18 protein-coding genes and 1 pseudogene are annotated in these 18,970 nt (G+C 42.8%); 1 reads left to right on the plus strand and 18 read right to left on the minus strand.

The window, feature by feature from the left end:
- Positions 1-3: 3 nt before the first annotated feature.
- Positions 4-1,218, minus strand: coding sequence for a nucleotidyltransferase domain-containing protein (locus tag DFP97_RS22420; protein ID WP_114382530.1), 1,215 nt, complete (start codon positions 1,216-1,218; stop codon positions 4-6).
- A 207-nt stretch (positions 1,219-1,425) separates the two neighbouring features.
- Here DFP97_RS22420 and DFP97_RS22425 point away from each other — a divergent pair, with 207 nt between their 5' ends.
- Positions 1,426-2,082, plus strand: a complete 657-nt coding sequence (locus DFP97_RS22425; protein ID WP_114382532.1) for an acetyltransferase — start codon at positions 1,426-1,428, stop codon at positions 2,080-2,082.
- A 14-nt stretch (positions 2,083-2,096) separates the two neighbouring features.
- Here the strand turns inward: DFP97_RS22425 and DFP97_RS22430 are convergent, their stop codons facing one another.
- From DFP97_RS22430 to DFP97_RS31685, 17 genes and pseudogenes are all read right to left on the minus strand, one after another.
- Positions 2,097-3,272, minus strand: a complete 1,176-nt coding sequence (locus DFP97_RS22430) for an aminotransferase class I/II-fold pyridoxal phosphate-dependent enzyme (protein ID WP_114382580.1) — start codon at positions 3,270-3,272, stop codon at positions 2,097-2,099.
- A 75-nt stretch (positions 3,273-3,347) separates the two neighbouring features.
- Complete coding sequence (locus tag DFP97_RS22435) at positions 3,348-3,953, minus strand: sugar transferase (RefSeq protein WP_281271001.1); 606 nt, start codon at positions 3,951-3,953, stop codon at positions 3,348-3,350.
- A gap of 38 nt (positions 3,954-3,991) precedes the next feature.
- Positions 3,992-4,732: a glycosyltransferase family 32 protein gene (locus DFP97_RS22440; protein ID WP_114382536.1), complete on the minus strand. Its 741-nt coding sequence runs from the start codon at positions 4,730-4,732 to the stop codon at positions 3,992-3,994.
- A gap of 12 nt (positions 4,733-4,744) precedes the next feature.
- On the minus strand, positions 4,745-5,818 hold the full coding sequence (locus DFP97_RS22445; protein ID WP_114382538.1) for an EpsG family protein: 1,074 nt from the start codon (positions 5,816-5,818) through the stop codon (positions 4,745-4,747).
- Between the two features lie 19 nt (positions 5,819-5,837).
- Positions 5,838-6,743 carry a glycosyltransferase family 2 protein gene (locus DFP97_RS22450; protein ID WP_114382540.1) on the minus strand — a complete coding sequence of 302 codons (906 nt, stop codon included), beginning with the start codon at positions 6,741-6,743 and terminating at the stop codon, positions 5,838-5,840.
- A 14-nt stretch (positions 6,744-6,757) separates the two neighbouring features.
- Positions 6,758-7,843 (minus strand): glycosyltransferase family 1 protein, encoded by a 1,086-nt coding sequence (locus DFP97_RS22455; protein ID WP_245976537.1) that lies wholly within the window; start codon positions 7,841-7,843, stop codon positions 6,758-6,760.
- A complete protein-coding gene (locus tag DFP97_RS22460) occupies positions 7,770-8,957 on the minus strand; it encodes a glycosyltransferase family 2 protein (protein WP_114382544.1) in 1,188 nt (395 codons plus the stop codon). Before DFP97_RS22460 ends, DFP97_RS22455 begins: the two co-directional genes overlap by 74 nt.
- Positions 8,920-10,086 carry a glycosyltransferase family 4 protein gene (locus tag DFP97_RS22465; RefSeq protein ID WP_114382545.1) on the minus strand — a complete coding sequence of 389 codons (1,167 nt, stop codon included), beginning with the start codon at positions 10,084-10,086 and terminating at the stop codon, positions 8,920-8,922. Before DFP97_RS22465 ends, DFP97_RS22460 begins: the two co-directional genes overlap by 38 nt.
- A 21-nt stretch (positions 10,087-10,107) precedes the next feature.
- Entirely contained in the window at positions 10,108-10,989 is an 882-nt protein-coding gene (gene galU, locus DFP97_RS22470; RefSeq protein WP_114382547.1) for a UTP--glucose-1-phosphate uridylyltransferase GalU, read from the minus strand.
- 24 nt (positions 10,990-11,013) lie between these two features.
- Complete coding sequence (locus DFP97_RS22475; RefSeq protein WP_114382549.1) at positions 11,014-12,840, minus strand: polysaccharide biosynthesis protein; 1,827 nt, start codon at positions 12,838-12,840, stop codon at positions 11,014-11,016.
- 303 nt (positions 12,841-13,143) lie between these two features.
- Positions 13,144-13,788, minus strand: a complete 645-nt coding sequence (locus tag DFP97_RS22480; RefSeq protein ID WP_220271185.1) for a CpsD/CapB family tyrosine-protein kinase — start codon at positions 13,786-13,788, stop codon at positions 13,144-13,146.
- Positions 13,789-13,798: 10 nt separating this feature from the next.
- Positions 13,799-14,542, minus strand: coding sequence for a YveK family protein (locus DFP97_RS22485; protein WP_114382552.1), 744 nt, complete (start codon positions 14,540-14,542; stop codon positions 13,799-13,801).
- Between the two features lie 98 nt (positions 14,543-14,640).
- Entirely contained in the window at positions 14,641-15,051 is a 411-nt protein-coding gene (locus tag DFP97_RS22490) for a helix-turn-helix domain-containing protein (RefSeq protein ID WP_114382554.1), read from the minus strand.
- Positions 15,052-15,253: 202 nt separating this feature from the next.
- Entirely contained in the window at positions 15,254-16,711 is a 1,458-nt protein-coding gene (locus tag DFP97_RS22495; protein WP_181873629.1) for a methyl-accepting chemotaxis protein, read from the minus strand.
- 257 nt (positions 16,712-16,968) lie between these two features.
- Positions 16,969-17,604, minus strand: coding sequence for a LysE family transporter (locus DFP97_RS22500; protein ID WP_114382558.1), 636 nt, complete (start codon positions 17,602-17,604; stop codon positions 16,969-16,971).
- A gap of 183 nt (positions 17,605-17,787) precedes the next feature.
- The gene (locus DFP97_RS22505) at positions 17,788-18,063 is read right to left on the minus strand and encodes a hypothetical protein (RefSeq protein WP_114382582.1); all 276 of its coding nucleotides are present in this window, start codon (positions 18,061-18,063) and stop codon (positions 17,788-17,790) included.
- Between the two features lie 183 nt (positions 18,064-18,246).
- Positions 18,247-18,441: pseudogene (locus DFP97_RS31685) on the minus strand (manganese catalase family protein); the annotation flags it as partial.
- Positions 18,442-18,970 lie beyond the last annotated feature (529 nt).

The raw sequence follows: 18,970 nt of genomic DNA on the forward strand, positions 1-18,970 counted from the left end.
TCTCTAATATCTCTCAAGCTCTTTAACTGCTTTCTTCTCTGGCGATTTACTCAGTTTTCTCCATGCCCATAAAAACGGACGCAATGGAAAATACAATACATGCAATGATTTCGGCAGCGGCAGCGTATCTAAATCCTCTGGATATGGAAATAAAAAGCTCGCAACGAATTGTATTTTCTGCCGGACGGTCAACAGGGAAAATAAATATCGTTTGTGAAAACGGCTTACCTCTTCAGGAAGCGGCGGTGTATGCAAATTGACCATTCGATGGACATAAAACATAGCATCCTCCGCTAACCAATGAGCTTTTCTTCCCGACAACAAAGGCTTCATCTCATCACGAAGGGGAAGTGAAAATAATCGTGACGCTAAGAGCAGGGCTTGCCCTCCGACATGCGAATAGTGATGCTTGTTGAGCAATCGGATAAGCTTCGGCCAATTCAGCTTTTGATTAACCAGCTGCTTGATGTCAAGCAGCCAACGAAGCCTTGACCAGCCGTGTCTTGCTCCATGAGATACAAGAAACATAAACAAATCTTCTCTTCCTAAATAATAGATCGGTCGACTGATTAGTGAACTCTTCCTTTTCCGTTCCCATAATTCATTGAAGCTTGGTTCCTTCGATGGCGCCGGATTCAACCTCCAATGGACTTCGACCTTTATTCCCTTACTCGGATGAATAAATGTCGTATGGTGATGTCTCCATTTCCAATCGTTTAGAACAGAAACGATATAATCGTCCTTCACATAACCTAGCGAAACGAGAAGCTCTTCGACCCGGTCAAGCTCCTTGAGCGGGATAAGGAAATCTAGATCGCAGGAGGTGCGAAGGGACACATCGCCATACAGATCGGCTGCAATAACCGGTCCTTTCAAAAAAATAGAACGAATGCCTTTTTCAGAGAATACCTTGGAGATTTGCTCCATCTCTCCGCTTAATGCCAACATTTGCAATGTATTCCGGTAGTAATCGCGGCGAAACAATTGAGTGACAAATGTCGGGATGTCAGCGGATTTCATTTCTTGCAGCTTTTGATTTAAAGATGGAAATACCCGATGATGCCTTGCCAGCTTAATAAATTGGTCCCAGTCCGCCTCCCGGAGCAGTTCCCAATCATTAAAGGCGAGATCCGCTCCGCGGTCCATCGATAGGAGCGCAAGCAGCAGCCGTAATTCATCGGATAAGTCTCCCGTATGAAGAGTGACATCGTTATTCATGAATTTCTCCTTCATGCTAATTAGCCAATAACGAACAAATTTATTATTTTGTTCTATAAAACGAACACAGATACAGATTAACACCTTACATAATTTCTGTCAATTACCATTCCATATGTTCATTATTCTTTTAGAAACAATCAGAGAAATCTGATAGAATGAAATTGTTTCTTACATACTTACTAAATAAATAGGGGGCTTAAACTATTGCAAAATATTGTTGTGTACGGCGCGGGCGGCCATGCAAAAGCTGTAATTGATGCCATCGAGAAAGCTGGCCTTTACCATATCGCAGGCTTGCTTGACGGGTTTAAAACAGCAGGAACGTTTGTTTACGGTTATGAAATACTGGGCGATGAGTCCTGGCTTGCATCGAACGCCGAATCAATAAGCAGCGGTATCGTAGCAGTCGGCGACAACTGGTCCAGATCGCGTATTGCAGCAGCTATAATTTCAATTAACCCAGCCTTCACTTTCATTACCGCTGTCCATCCTGCTTCCTCCATTGCAAAGGGGGCTTCTATTGGCGAAGGAACCGTTGTTATGGCGGGTGCAGTCATTAACAGTGATACGAGAATCGGAGATCACTGCGTCTTATACCCAAATACCTCGGTCGATCATGATTGTACTGTAGGCAGCTTTGTCACTTTTGCTCCGAAGGCTGCAACTGGCGGCAATGTTAATATCGGAAATTATTCCGTCATCTCATTAGGCGCGAATATTATCCATGGAAGGACTATCGGAGAAAATACCGTAATCGGAGCCGGTTCTACCGTTTTATCCGATATCGGCTCACATGCTATAGCATATGGAACGCCCGCTCGCTTTGTTAGAAAACGAGAGCCTGGAGAACGTTATCTCTAAACCTTTTAGTGCTGCTATGCAGTTTGTGCGCTTTTGCCTGCTGATTTTTTAATAACGTCATGAATGCAATCGACAACTCTGACCTGATCAACTACCGTCATGCTCGAACCGGACGGCAGGCAAATACCGCTTTTAAATAACCGCTCGCATACAGGCTCCCCTTCTGAATGAGCATAAAACCTGCTGTTTTCAAACAAAGGCTGCATATGAAGCGGCTTCCAAACAGGCCGGGCTTCAATATTTTCTGCAGCCAGCGCTTCCAGCAGAAATGGTATCGTTATCCCAGTCTCCTGCTCATCGATGGTTAAAGCGGTTAACCACCGGTTGGATCTGGTGTGCTCCAATTCGGGCATAAAGTCAAACCCTCTTATTCCCGAAAATGACTCCTGATATTTCTCAAATACATTTCTCCGCGCTTGAACGCGATCATTCAAAACCTCTAATTGCGCTCTACCGATGCCGGCAAGCACATTGCTCATTCGGTAGTTATAACCCATACTGCTGTGTTGATAGTGGGATGCCAAGTCCCTCGCCTGGGTAGCAAGAAAACGGCCTTTTCTTAACAATTCAACATCATTAGATACGAGCATGCCTCCACCGGAGGTGGTAATGATTTTGTTGCCGTTAAACGAGTAAATACCGAATTTACCGAAAGAGCCGCTCGGCTTCCCTTTATATGTAGAACCGAGAGATTCCGCTGCATCCTCAATAACAGGAATCTCATAATGATTGCAGATCGCCAAAATTTCGGACATCTTCGCGCTCTGACCGTACAAATGAACGACAATGACTGCCTTCGGCAAACTTCCTTCCCGGGCTGCATCCTCAATTGCAAGCTGTAACGCTTGAGGCGATATGTTCCACGTTTCAGGCTCCGAATCAATGAATACCGGTTCCGCCCCCAAATAACGAATAGGATTGGCGCTGGCAACAAACGTAAAGCTCGAGCAGAACACTATATCTCCCTCACTCACGCCTAACAACTGAAGCGCTAAATGAATAGCTGCCGTTCCTGAACTGACCGCTGCCGCATCGTTTACGCCAGCATATTCTGCTATCTCTTTTTCAAATGCATCAATATGCGGACCTAAGGGCGCAATCCAGTTCGTTTCGAACGCTTCGTCAATATATTTGCGTTCATTTCCGCTCATATGCGGAGGTGACAAATAAATTCTTTTCTGTTCATTCATTATCACGTCATCACACATCCTTTTTCCAAAATAATAAGCCATCTCTCAAGCAGCTTACTTGCTTGAGAGATAGCTTCATCCTTCATGATTGCTTGTCGTACCTCGAAACAGCGGCATGGTTACATGATTGGCGCTGCTTATACCATCGGACCGAACGACCTTCTTCACGGTAAGAAGAAGTATTTTCAAATCCAGCCGTAAACTTTGGTTCTCCACATACCATATATCCCGTTCAAACCGATCTTCCCATGAAATCGCGTTTCTGCCATTAATTTGTGCCCAACCGGTAATCCCTGGCCTTACTTGATGCCTCTTAGCCTGTTCTTCTGTATAGAGAGGTAAGTATTCCATAAGAAGCGGTCGGGGGCCGACCAGGCTTAGCTCGCCTTTAATGACATTGATAAGCTGAAGGAGCTCATCCAAACTATACTTCCTCAAAAAGCTTCCGAAAGCCGTAAGCCTAATGTGATCCGGCAGCAAATTACCGAGGCTGTCTGTCTCATCCGTCATCGTCCGAAATTTATACACATAAAAGGGCATTCCGTGCAAACCCGGACGTTTCTGCTTGAATACAATCGGCATTCCTAATTTAAACCGAACCAAAATAGCTGTTATTACGATGATAGGTGACAATGCAAGCAATAGCGTGCATGAAACAAGCAGATCGAATAAACGTTTTATCATAAGTATGGTCTCCTGCCTATCTGTTTGATATCCTCTTAATTAGAAGAAAGCATCTCTCTCATTTTTGAAATGATTTTAGGACCTACAACCCGTCCTACCACCCTCTTTACTTCTCCTCTTATTCGTACATGAACTGGGAGCCACGATTGAGCGAAGTGGTGAATCGTATGGCTGTCGTTTGTAATGAAATTCCCCCCGTTAATATAGTCATATGGGCTGAAATAGGTTCTTGGATAGAAAGTAACCCCGTTCTTCAATACCTGGTATGCCCCATTCAAAATCAATCCGTGTTTTCCGCAAATATCTGTAATCACGGCGGTATTTGTCGTCATATCATATGAACCGTCTGAAAGCAGAAAGCTTCTTTGGCTGTAATTTTCCAAAAGCTCTTGAATCCATTGATGTCCTGTCGCTGCTCCCATTGTGCCGGACTGAAGAAATTTCTGATCTTCAAAGCCGGAAAATGCCTCATGATATAGAAACGGATCAAGGGGTTTGACGACCTCCACATCCGTATCCAAATAGATCCCCCCATAATAGTAAAGCGCATGGAGCCGGACATAATCGCTGACAAAGGCATACTTTCGGGCTTCATACGCTTCTTTCACATAACGATTAGAGGAAATATCAAAATTATCCTCATTCCACTCCATAAACTGGTATTCGCTTAAATGCTTTTGCCAGCTTCTCATGCACTTCTCAATCTTCTTAGGCTTCTCCCCGCGTCCAAACCAGCAATAATGTACAATACGTGGGATTTTTTCTACGGCAATCATCGTTCAAGCCTCCTATATCGGCCAAATTAGGTAATCACTTTTATATTCAAGTCCAAGTGCGATGACACTTTCGTAAAAGTAAAAAAGGAAATACAAAATAAGAACGATCATATACACTAGTTTTTGATCCTTCTCCCGAAACACTTTAATAACCCATGCGATCAAAATGAGCTGATACAAGTTAAAATAAATGGCTATCCTTGCAAATATCCAATTTTGCGTGGAAATGACCATTAAAACAGCACCCACAATAGATAAATTAACGAAGATATCACTTTTCGGAAACAGGACTCTAAGCTTTTCTCTCCCAAAATAAGCAATTAGCAGTGGAGCGACCCATACGAGAGCCCTGAATACACTTGCGCCGCCCTCGGCAAAGCTTTCATAATGGCCGTATTGCGTATCTTTAATAGCAGAAAATAGCAATTCTGAAAATTGATTAAATCCCATCACGATGAGAATGGCTACAAATAGGAGCGCGCCCGTCGTTCGAGTCCACGCTTTCCTGCGAACGATAAAATAAATCGGAATCATTACTAGAGCGCTTTGATGAAAAAAGGAAGCCAATAAAACAACAGCCATGTACTTTTTCCAGCTGCCTTCCAGCAAAAATTTTGTAGCTGCAAACACAATGGATGCCGCCAAAAATTGTCTGATTCCGTTCATCGAAATGGTGAATGCTCCAGTCGTTATGTACAAATACAAGCTTATTTCGTAAAGCCTTGCATACTTGAATAACACCATGGCGATGATTAGATTGGTCACTAATGCGGTTGTTACAATTAGAATTTGCGGGTCATCCGATAGCTGCTTCAGCAGCATTTGCAAGATATTAAACGCAATATCATTCGTTTGAACGACCGATTCCCACCGGAAATCATTAATGACGTAACTGTGCATATACAAATAGGTATCCCCGATGTTATTTCTTAGGCCGGAGACTAAGGCGATCGAAAGGGCGGCGATCATTGCCATAAACTTGTTTGGATGAATATATAATGGACCATTCACAGCGGGAACAGAAAAATATCTGGCTGTTAAGGAGGCACTGAAAACGAGAGCTAGTGTAAACCACAATATCGTCATTTTTCTGTTCCCTTCTAATTTAATTATTTGACTTCAAAACAGTAGCTCTACTTGTATTCTGAATGTAGAGATAAAGTATAAATCCAAACGGCGTGGCGATGAAAGTGGTCCATTTGCAGGGTGACTCAAGTAAAAACCGACTATTTTTTATCATCATGCTGCTTGATACATAGTGAATAGCTTCTCGAAATCTCTCCTTGTAAGAAGTAGCATAAGTCATTGCTATTTTTCTGAAAAAAGAGAAGCCCCGAGGATTTTTTTTATACTGCTTAATGATGTTCATACTTGAACCATCAGGCATGTATTCAACGAAACAAAGGACCTCATTCAAAATTAGCAGTGAGTATTCTTGATCGATGAGTATGTATTTATAGGATAAAGGACAGTACTTTTCTCCCGGAAAAATAGGATACGGCGGGAATTTTCTCGTTAACTCTGAGCGATAAACAAGCTTTTTATCTCCCTTTACCTTATGCTTTGCATACAGGTCCGTTAGAGTAGAGGATTTCAAATGGTCTGGCATTAGCGTACCGATTACTTCACCGCTCGGGGCAGCGTCAAGCCCTACAATTCCCGCGTAACGGCTGCTTCCTTCCTTCCGCCAAAATGCCGTTATTTTTTCCACGGCGTCATCCGCCATGTAATCATCCGAATCAATACAAACATTTAAGTCCGTTTCAATGAGCTCGTATGCGGTATTATGCGCGCCATGCATGCCTTTATTTTCTTGGTAATGATATCGGATCGGGAATAGGTTTTCCTCTATCCATTCCGCTACCAACTCCCTAGTGTTGTCCGTAGAACCATCATCAATAATAAGCCAGATAAAATCTTTACAGCGCTGCCGCTTCAGACTTTCGTAGCATAAATGAAGGGTATAGGCCCGGTTATAGGCAGGCGTAAATACAGTTAACATCGGCTTCAATTTCTTTCCCCCCATTACCTGGAACCCGCACTGGCGGCTTGACCCATATAGTACTCTGAAAGCCATTCGGCCATGGTAGCGGTATCGTAACCTTTTCTTCGCAAAGACTCTGATGTATCCTCGTGTTCATAGGTGGTTTCTAAAATAGTTTGCGCCCATATTTCGGCCGATTCCCTTAAACTGATAAACTTGATTCTTCCTGTTACGTCAGTTTCTGACGTAATGGTATCGGAAACAATACAACGCAGTCCCGCAGCTTGTGCCTCAATCATGACTACTGGCAATCCTTCAAACAAAGAAGGAAATAGAAATATATCAATCCCTTGCAGCAGCTTTGAAACATCACTTCTTACGCCTAGAAACCTTACGTTATCCGATAGACCCAATTTCTCCACTTTTCTTTCGATTATCGGTCTCAGATGCCCCTCTCCCGCGAGTACAAGCAGAGCATTCTTATTTTTCTGATGGACTGCTTTAAACACTTCAATTAAAAAATCATGATTTTTTTGCTCATTAAATCTTCCTATATGCCCAATGACCAAACGATCGCCTGCAGTAAGCTCCTGTCTGATCTCTTCTCTTGCTGTTTTATTGAATGAAAAATCCCTTACATTCACTGCATTATTAAGTACAATTAACTTCCCGGAATTCATTATTTTCTTCCCAAACAACCATTGCCCTGCCTTCTTGGAGCAGGCAAAATAACTGCTTGGATTATTTTTCATTGCGAGCCTTGCATACAAACGAAACGGCAATTTAAAATCAAGCCCAAGGTCGCTTAAATGACTATGTGTAATACGGCATGGAACTCCTGCCCGCCTTGCGGCTCTAAGAATAAAGCTGCTATTTTCATTAATATGTGAATGGACTACACGATACTCGGGATGATCAGCAAAAAACTCATCGAGAAGATTGAAATATCGTCTATAATTCCCTGGTTTAATAGGAGGCATACGATATATTTTCCCGCCTAATGCTGTGATCTCACGGTCATAATGACCTTCCTCTGTTCGATGAACCAAGAAATCAAACTGTATTTTCCTTCGATCCATTTGACGGTAGTAATTCATGAGCATGGTTTCTAAGCCGCCGCGATTCATTATGGTTACCACTTGCAATATTCGTACCGTTATCAACGTTGAGCCTCCCCGTATTCCTTTTTCTCATCCAGTTAATAGCTGTAAGCATCAAATAAATGACCAGTGAAAATCTTATTTTTGCGCAAAAGAAAAAAGCCCTCCAAACCAGAGGACAATAGCTCATTTCAAACGTTTTAAGAGACTGTCTCATTCGGTTGCTGCGCAGTAGGAGGTTTAATGATCTTAGCTTCTTTCGTATAGCTGCAGGCTTATCCTCGCTCATGATGTTAAGACCCAAGCCCAACACATTCATACAAATACGATTGTTTAATGCTGTTTTATATTCATTAGGCAGCTGCTTTTCTGTTATAAACGATAGAATGGAGCTATAGAGCTTATCGAATTTCTCTGCCAGCATCGGATTATGCGTGGAAGTGATGGACGCTTCATTCGCACGCCAATAATGGTAGTAAGGTCGATTTAGAAAAATAAAAGATTTTGCATAATAGAACGCATGAATGTTAAAAAGAGTATCTTCATTGCTGCCGATAACGTTCAAATCCATGAATTTCAAATGATTATCTTTCAATAATTCAGCGCGATAAAGTTTGGACCATACCGTTCCCCATGCATCCAAATACTCTGGGTTTGCCAGTTCTTCTTTCAATGGACCGACAAGTCGCCTGAGCATTTTCGCTTGTACATCATCCCGGCGGTACGTTTGCTTATGAGGCAATTCGAATGTTTTCTCCTTTGAGTGCGTTCCGAACTCCCGAATATAGGTGCACATGACGATATCAGCGTCTTCTTGAACAACTGCCTGATACATAGCCTCATACATACTGGAATTCACCCAATCATCCGGATCAACAAAGCCGATATATTGTCCTCTTGCCGCCTTAACGCCTTCATTTCTGGCAGCGGACACCCCGCCATTTTCCTTATTGATGATCTTAAGCCGTGAATCCTTTTGAGCGTATTCCTCAAGTATCGATAGGCTTGAATCATTTGATCCATCATTGACAGCAATAATCTCTATGTCTGTTAAGCTTTGACCAAGCAGGCTTTCCATACATCTGTCCAAATAATGCTCCATATTAAATATAGGCACGATGATACTTACTTTGGGATTCATTTGTTTCCCCCAACATAAACGACGTATATATTTCACCAAGCTCCTGCTTCACTTGGTTCAAACCATATTTCAGTACGATTTGCTGACTGTTATTTCCCATTCGATTTCTCAGTGTAATCGACTCGCTAAGCAGCTTAAGCCGATTAGCAAATTGAGCGGTCTCTTCCGGCGCAAGTATGAAGCCATTCTCACCATCAACTACAAGCTCCGAATGCCCCCGGTTCCGCGTTGCAACGATAGGAAGTCCACAAGCCATCGCCTCCATAATATTTACAGGCAAGCCTTCCCGGAGACTCGACGCAACGGCGACATCGCACATTGGCAGCAGCCTGTCAATATCGTTCCTGTATCCTAGAAAATGAACCATGGATGCGACTCCGAGCTCCTCAGCCAGCTCCCGGCACGGCTCAAGCAGCGGTCCTTGCCCGGCCAACAGCAGCCGCGCATGCGGTACCTGTTCCTTCATTAATGCGATTGCCTGAATTAATAGCTGGTGGTTTTTGTTTTTATTGAACTCGGCAGCATAAAAAAGGAGAAAATCATCCGTACGAAAATCCATCTCCTGCCGCAGCCGCCATTTCTCAATTTTCTGCACCGGGTTGTAGCGGGCTGTATTCACGCCCACGCCATGAACATGAGCAATCCTTTTCGCTTTAAAGTTTTTTGCGATTGCCAGATTGTAATCCTCATTGTTAATCGTGATAAGACAGTCCGTAAGGGATGATAGCCATTTTTCGATCGGATAATAGAGCGCCCAGTTCAGAAGGGATGCCCCTTTGCAAAAGTGGAAGCCATGCGCGGTATAGATCACCTTCGTACCGTTTCTTCTTTCAGCTTTTGCGGCCAAACGAGCGAGAACGCCACCCATTGGCGTATGGCAATGAATGATATTATAGTTCTGCTGCTTAATAATCGCCTTCAGTTCCCGATATGCATTCAAATTGTTCAGATGAAAGGGAGACCGCTCAATGGACAAATTAAACTTCCTATCGACAAAAGGGAGATCCATCTCGCCCTTCGCGGCAATATGAACCTCCCACCCCTGCTGCTTAAACCATTCCATTACAGGCAGATGAAACGCCTTAAAATGATAATCAACGGTTGCACAGAACAATATTTTATTAGGCATATGAACCATCCTATTTTAGCTTTATTTACGTGCAGTTTCCTTTTCCACCATTTGCGTCAGGTAGTCTAACAGCTCATAACGCAGATCATCCCGCTGCAGGGCAAATTCAATCGTGGTTTGGATAAAGCCCATTTTTTCTCCGACATCGTGGCGTTTTCCCTCGAATTCATAGGCATATACCGCCTCGGATAAGTTCAGCGCCGCTATTGCATCCGTTAGCTGGATTTCTCCTCCGGCTCCAGGCGTTTGGCTGCCGAGCACGTCGAAGATTGCCGGACTGAGAATGTAGCGTCCCATGATCGCCATATTAGAAGGCGCTTGGCCGCGCGCCGGCTTCTCCACGAGATGCTTAACCCTGTGGAACGACTCTTCCATAAGCGTTCCATCAACGATACCGTAACGAGACACCTCCTCATCCGCAACACGCTGAACGCCGATGATCGATGTTTGATATTGCCCGTATTTCTCAATCATTTGCTTAATACACGGCTTCTCTGCCGAAATAATATCGTCGCCCAGCAAAACGGCAAATGGCTCGTTTCCAATAAACTTACGTGCGCACCAGATCGCGTGCCCTAAGCCCTTTGGCTCCTTTTGACGAATATAATGAATATCCACCATGTCGGATGATTTGCGGACCTCGCTTAACAGTTCGAATTTATGCTTTGCTGTCAGTATTTGCTCAAGCTCCACGGAATTATCGAAATGGTCCTCAATCGCTCGTTTATGCTTACCGGTAACGATTATGATATCCTCGATACCCGATTCAATGGCTTCCTCCACAATATACTGAATGGTCGGCTTATCTACGATCGGCAGCATTTCTTTCGGCATTGCTTTTGTTGCTGGTAGAAATCTTGTACCCAGACCAGCAGCTGGAATGATCGCTTTTCTGACTTTCATCGTTTAATCGCCCCTTCTCTGTTTTTACCCGGTAACCGACACGAACTTCGGTAAAACAACAACATTATTCGCCAGATCGAGCAAGCGGACTCTTAATTCCGCTTTGTTCATCCCGCTAAACTCCGCTATGATTTCTTCAATTTCGTCATAATACACTTCGAAGGATTTACCTATGTAAATTTTCGGGTAAACCTGCTGTTCATCCATTTCATTATCCTTCAGCATTTCTTCGAACAGCTTTTCACCCGGCCTGATTCCGGTATAGTGGATACCAATTTCCTCAACCGTGTAGCCTGACATTCGAATGACATTTTGAGCAAGATCCGTTATTTTTACCGGGTCGCCCATATCCAGCACGAAAATTTCTCCGCCTTTTGCAAGCGCGCCTGCTTGAATAACTAACCGCGATGCTTCCGGAATGGTCATAAAATACCGAACCATGTCGGGATGGGTAACCGTAACTGGACCGCCCTTCTCGATCTGCTTCTTAAACAGAGGAATGACGCTGCCCCGGCTTCCTAATACGTTGCCGAACCGGACAGCGACAAATTTCGTATTGCTAAGCCGGTCCATATGTTGAATAACCATCTCGGCAATCCTCTTTGTCGCCCCCATTACACTGGTCGGATTGACTGCTTTATCCGTTGATATCATGACAAATGTTTCGACGCGGCTCATGCTTGCCGCTTTTGCGGCATTCAGCGTACCGAGTACATTATTTTTAAATGCTTCTTCAGGATTTCTTTCCATTAGCGGCACATGCTTATGAGCAGCGGCATGGTAAACGACATGAGGCCGATGTGCTTGCATGACAGCTAACATTTTATTAGCATCCTGCAGATCGGCTATTTCGGTAACAAACTCAATGTTGGTATGTCCGTACAGCTCTCTTAGCTCCATCTCTATCGAATAGATGCTATTCTCACCATGCCCCAGCAAAATGAGCTTCTCCGGCAGAAATCTGGATATTTGCCGGCAAACCTCAGAACCGATTGAGCCTCCAGCTCCCGTAACCAAAACCACTTTCTTGGTGACGTAGCCTGAAATACTCTCGATATCAAGCTCCACTGGCTCTCGGCCCAGTAAATCCTCGACCTGCACATCACGAAATTGGCTGACGGAAATTCTCCCTGTTGCCAAATCTTCCAACATCGGAATGATTTGGGTCTTCGCTTTTGTTTTGGCACACTCGGTAAAGATCGTATTTAGTTGTTTTTTGCTTAGCGATGGTATTGCGATGACAATATTGTCGATTTTATGCTCATCTGCAATCTTTGAAATACTCGCCACACCGCCAATTACCGGTATTCCTAAAATATCCAGGTTTTGCTTGTTCACATCGTCATCTATGAAGGCTGCCGGTAATAGCTCCGTATCGCTGTTAGTGAGAAGCTGTCTAGCAAGCATTGTACCGGCTGATCCCGCTCCTACGATTAACGTACGCTTACGCTGACCCGCACTTTTATTGTAGCCGCCTCGGAAAATTCTCCAGCAAAGCCTCGAACCGCCGATCAACAGCATATGAATCATCCAAGTTACAGCAAGCAGTCGGAAATACACATCCAGAACGACAATCTGCTGAATGATGGCCGCTGCAACGATTGAGAACGATACCGCCTTCGAAATAATCAGCAGCTCTCCGACACTCGCATATTCCCAGGCTTTCTTGTACAGCTTGTAATAGAAAGAAAAGAAATGATGGCTAAGCAGCAATGTAATAGAGCTGATAACAATAGGAACGGTCACAACTTGAAACGATGCGCTTAGCAAAAACCTGCTGAAAAAAATAGCCGTTAATACGATTACTGAATCCATTAGAATCAAAAAAGATAACCTTTGTCGAAATGTCAAAAAGTTCACCCTTTCCAGAAATACATCGAATTGATTTATGACACCCCATTAGAGTGTTTAACTAGAAGGTCTTAGCCAAAACCTAATAGTTAAAAACTCTAATGCAGAGACTTGGGCATTCAACCCGTCCTCACGCCACACTCTTGACGACTCGCGTCTAAGGTTTATCCACCCACAGCATGGCCGAGTGCCTCCGTTGATAACGGTGAGGAGACATTACCGAGCTCGAAAACTTAATTATAGAAATATTGTGCTTTATAGAGAACACCGGCTCATAAAAAAAGCGCTATCCGATTAAAATCATCAAACGCTCTTTTTGTTAAGTATGACCCCTAAAATGTTTGCTTTCGCAAACAGCAGCGCCCGCTTTGCTTCTTTAGCCAGTTCCAGCTGTGTCTTACCGCTTTTTACTAATAAGATAACCCCATCGCACTTACTGACTAACGCATTTGTTTCCGGCGCACCAAGAACAGGAGGACAATCGAGCAAAATCATATCATAATGGGAAGCCGCAGCATCCATTACGTCAATCATCGCTTGTGAATCAAATAATTCTGTAGAATTAAATAGTCGTTGACCGCTCGGCATAATATCCAGGCCTTCGACTTCCGTATTGTATACCGCTTCGCGAAATTCGAGCTGCCGTGCCAAAACATTAGACAGCCCTGGAGACGTTTGTACATTAAATATTTGATGAAGGGTCGGATTTCTAAAATTCGCGTCGATTATAAGCACCCTATCACCGCGTTGAGCGATACACACTGCCAAATTTACAGCAGCTGTAGATTTGCCTTCCCCCTCTGAAGGAGAAGTAACAACCAGAGACCTTACTTTATTGCCGTTAGATGCGTATTGAATATTATTTCGAATGGTCCGGTACTGCTCTGAAATAGTTCCGTGAGGATTGATATAGGCAAGCAAGCTTCTGTTGACAATAGATTTAGCCATTTTTTTCCGTTCACGAACCAATCGTTTCACCCCGCACTATGATGCTTTTTTGCTTTTTCGACTGTCTGGCATAATCTTTTCTCTTCATCAGCGATACTTGACCCAGCATCGTCAAGCCAAGCAGCTCCTCGACCTCTCGTTCCGACTTAACCGTATCATCGAGTGAATCGAGCAGGAAGGTCAAACCCACGCTCAAAACGAGACCGACCATAAAAGCGATAAACAGGATAGTATTACTTTTCTCATTAATGGAAAATGGATTTACTTCCGCTTCCGTTAACACTCTAACATTGCTCACACCGAGCGTTTCTGCAGCTACCTCTTTATACACTTCAACTGCGGTATTTGCGATTTCTGCCGCTAGCTTGGCATCGGTATCAACGACACCAACAACCGTAATAAGGGAACCATCGACACTATCTATCCTAAATTGTGTCCTTAGATCTGAAGCAGAACGATTCAGTCCCAATTTCTCAGAAACTTTGTTCAGTACAATGGGCTCACGAAACATAACCCTTGCAGTCCCCATCACTTCTGGGCTTGCAGCAACAATAATTCGCGAAGAAGCCGCGTACAAAGGTGTTTCAGGCTTTGAGTTGTAAATGCCCGCGATAACGGTAAGGCAGATTGTAATCAGTATGATCATCCACAAACGCTTTCTGAGGATTGAGTATAGTGCCTTGAGGTTAATTTCTTTTACTTTTACATTTTCATTGCGTATTGCTTGATTTTCTTCCGATTGTTTTCCATCCATTTGTACACCTACTTACTGTTTGTTATAAAGAACACTAACACAATAGTAGTTCTTTATATAGAACATGTCAATACACGTTTTCCTTTTTTTCTATGCCGTCAGTTATCGATATGAAGAATAATAATATTCGATGTCTTCTTTTTCTCGTTGAAATAGACACTAGTTTCCCCCTTGCTCTCCTTCCACATATTCGAGCGGATCAGGTCTTTTAGAGCTTGAAAATCGCCTTTGCTCATCCCCTCATCTACAGCATTTTTGATAATCAAACGCCATTCATCATCCAAAATTTCATCCTCATGAATTTTTGGTAAAGGCTCTTCCCCCAGCAAATATTCTATGTTGGAATCCAAGGGAGCTGCAATTTTTGCCATGACTTGAAGAGAAGGGTTGTTTTGCATATTCCGTTCGATGTAGCTTAAATAGGACTTGGATACGCCTGCAAGATCGGCAAGCTTCGTTATCGAGTATCCCTTTTTTTCCCGTAGACTTTTAATCCGTTCCCCAATCATAGTTTTCTCCTTTGCCAGTTTAGATCTACACTTGAATAGTAATAACCATATATGAAGCAATACGCGTAATAACAGACAACATAATCATTTTAGTTCTTTAATAAGAACAGGTCAACACTTAAAGAAAAAAAGCCCTCCCCGTTACAGAAATTCTGTAATTGCAGGAAGTGGCTCCGAAGTTGTTAGTTTAATCATTACGTTATTAAGTTTCCATCCATTCATTCGCAATATCTATGGCCCGCTTGAAACGTTCTCTGCCTTTATTAATCAGACCCTGCTTAGCTTTTTCATACTCGGCTTCCAGCATCCATTTAGCATTTTGATCTTTCACCACGCTAAATTCCTGCCATGAGCTTCTTAGGGAATCAAAATATCCCTTGTTAATCCCTTTGGTTGATTTCTCCTCAAGATGCCGGAAGCATGCAGCCAGCTCACTCTCCATCGCTTCTTTTTCCTGGTGCCAGAAGCGAATTTCCTCAGCGTCCCTCGAGTCAATCATCGACACCATGATGGATCGAATACCCAAAGAACATTCTACCCACCGGTCTAATTCCTTTTGTAGAGGATGTGATTCGCTTCGGGAAGGAAGCTTAAACTGTGATACGACCGAACGCAGTGATAAGCTGCTGCGCGTGGCTTCCCGTATGTCCTCGTTTATTTGCAAAATATTCTCTTGCTGGATCTCGGTCGAAGCAAGCACTTCTTCACATCCTGCAGCTGCCTCCTCGATCATAGCTGATGTTTGATTGAGGGAATCAGCAATAGAGGAGCTATTTGCCGTAATAATCCCAAAACGGCCATCCACTTCCTTCATTTGGATCAGAATGCGGCCAAGGAATGCTTCCATCTCTTCATATTTGTTCACAGACGCCCCCATCGTCTTTACGCCTACACCCACTGCCTCTTGCATACTATCGATACCTGTTTTTAAACCTTGAGCATTGTCCGTTACCCACTGGATCTGCTCATTAATGCTTAGGGTAGCCTGGCTCGTCTGAATCGCCAGCTTCGAAATTTCGCTGGCAACAACTGCAAAGCCTTTTCCCTGCTCTCCTGCTCGTGCTGCTTCAATATTCGCATTCAAAGCAAGCAATTGCGTTTGGCCCGAGATTTCTTCGATCAGCCGAACAATATTTGTAATTTGACTAAGTGCTTTATTTAATTCATTCATCCCTTCATAAATCCCAGTGCTTTCATAAGATATCCGGTTCATTTGCTCCTTCGAGGATATCATTTCTTGTTTGCCGGCAGCGACTTCTTCCGAAAAACCAAGAGCTTCCTTAACCAACGAGGCATTATTTTCACCTACGTCCTTCAGAACAACGTGTATTTGAGCCATGTCATCCGCCATCTTATGGGCATGCTCCGAAGTATCCTGCATGCCAACCGCAATTTCCCGGATTGTGGCTGTGACTCCTTCCACCTGCTCGGTAATGAGCTCGGATTTAGATCTCATATCCACCATTTTTTTGTGCAAGTGCATGGATGATCGATTCACCAAACGAATCAAAGCCTTTAAACTGCTTATCGTTTTTTTGAGCGCAACCATTAACAAATGGTCTCTACCGTTAGATGATAGATTCATACTAAAATCACCGACTGACATGTTCGCCAATTGTTCTTCCATCCATCGGCTTGTAAAAGAGCGAAACAGCTTCATCCAATCCCTCCTTAGTGTTAACATATTAACTGACGCAAAAAAACCCTGAAAAACCTTTTGAAGCCAGCCAAAAGAAACGTTTTATCTATCGGCTTTATCAAAAAGATTTTTACAAGGCCCCGTTGCCCAAGATGGTATAAACAACAGTGTGAATATCATCTTATTTTGTCGTAAGTATGTAGAAAATTATACTAATCTACTCGAAATTTGTCTAGTGAAAGCATAATACTGGAAGTTTCACAATAAATCTTGCAAAACTAACTAATTAAAAGACGAAACCCTTCATAACCAAAATAACCGCCAAAACAAATCTGTGAAAAACCTGACAGGACGGATATAAGTCGAAGAAGCCGATTGGTCAGCCACTTTCTGAAAAATCCGGCGATGCCCGCCATCGAAAAGTCCCATAAAGCGATACCTGCAATAATTGCTAAACTGGCCGCCGCGAGCTGGTAAAGTTCATAATGCACGGATTTTTCTGCTAATACTGACCCATATATGCCTAGCCAAAATAAAATAGTCATTGGGTTTGAGACAGACATGAGAAAACCTGAAAACAATGTTTTTTTATAGTTCCCTTCACTCAATTTTGATTCGTTACGGAAATCAAAAGCCTTTCGAGCACCAAAAAAACTCTCAATCCCGGTATAGATAAGAACAAAAGCGCCGAATAACCATAGAAACGTTTTAATGAACGGAGTCGTAATAAAATGTACAAGTCCCAAATAAACAAGCATCATATAGAGAATATCTGCAAACATAGCACCAATCCCAATCATCCATGCATGTGTAAAACCTCGTTTGATGCCTGTGTCGATCTGAGCCGCATTAATCGGTCCTATAGGAGCAGAAAGCGATAACCCGAGTATAAAGTAACTTATAAGTATGGACATTATTGTGATTCCCTCCAATACATTGTCCAGGCAATGAGCCTGCTTGTACATTGTATTCGTTTAGAGGAAATTGTAGGACAAATCTGATTTATACTTTTTAACCTTTGTTGTAATTTGCTTTTACTAAATTGAAAACCGGCCTTGCGGCCGGCTTTGTTAAGGGGTATTCAAATTCCAGTGCTATTATTGGAATTTCAATTGATCATTGGCAAGATTCGTTTGCTGTTGATTAAAAGCAGATAGAGAATAACTTTGAACGGTTTGTTCAAGCTGTCTGCAAATCTGGGAAACCTGTTGCATTTGCTGCATCGCTAGCTGATGACCATGCAGTGCAGTCTGAATAACCTGAGAGGCCTTATGCTCTCTTTGCGCTAATTCTTCAAGTGTCCGTGCATTTTGTTGTTCTTGTTGAAGCATTTGCTGATACATTTGGGATGCCTGCTGCGTCTGATTCATCATTTGATTAATGATTTGTTCGCATTGGTTGATTTGGTTAGCCAAGTTTTGATTCTGATACAATTGAAATTACCTCCACTATTTTTCATTTTTTTACCTAGCTATTATGTTCTACGGCTTCATTTCCTATTCAGATTCCTAAGGTTAATCTCAAAAAAATTTAATCCATAGATCAAGGTTTTACAGTTAGCGGACCATATCGGCTAAACCAGGGCTATGCTTATTCGCCATCTCTGAAAGCTGAGGTACGGGAAAGCCCTTAGGAGGTTGTGTTACGGCTAATTCCCCGTTATTCCGGCTTGGCGTACTTCCATGAAAAATCTCTGCAATACGAGTATCATCTAGCCTAAAATTAAATTGAACATTATGGTATCCCAGATCTTCTGGCACAAGCAAGTCGCGGAACTGTTTATCTTTTCCCCTAAAGTTAAATCATATATAAGTTTGTCTTGAAGTTAATTAAATATCCTGCCATTATTTTCGCGGGTTTTGAATGTATGACATCACACCTTGTTAGTTAAAGTAGATGTATTGCTATATACATTAGCAATTGAAATGAATATCGAAGTTAGTTAACTAATTATCCTGGAGGAATCCTTATGTATGAACCAAACGAAAATAAGAAACAAAACATCCAATCTAATTCTAAAACTTACGAAAAATTGTTAACTCAGAAAATCCGAAAAGACAAACCAATGAAAAATAACTAAACGGAGTAAACTCCGTGAGTTAGACTTGATAAAAAACAAAAAAACCACCTAAATGGTGGCTTGTTTTTATAAGGCTTGCGCCTTGAAAACTGGATACGAAAGAAGTTGCTGCTGAACTTTAGCTGTTTGTCTGCCGGATGTATGGGTCCAGGCAAACGGTTTTAGGATAAGCCCTCGACCGATTAGTATTCGTCAGCTGC

Origin of the sequence: Paenibacillus prosopidis (assembly GCF_003337375.1) — a bacterium.
Classification (GTDB): Bacteria; Bacillota; Bacilli; order Paenibacillales; family Paenibacillaceae; genus Pristimantibacillus; species Pristimantibacillus prosopidis.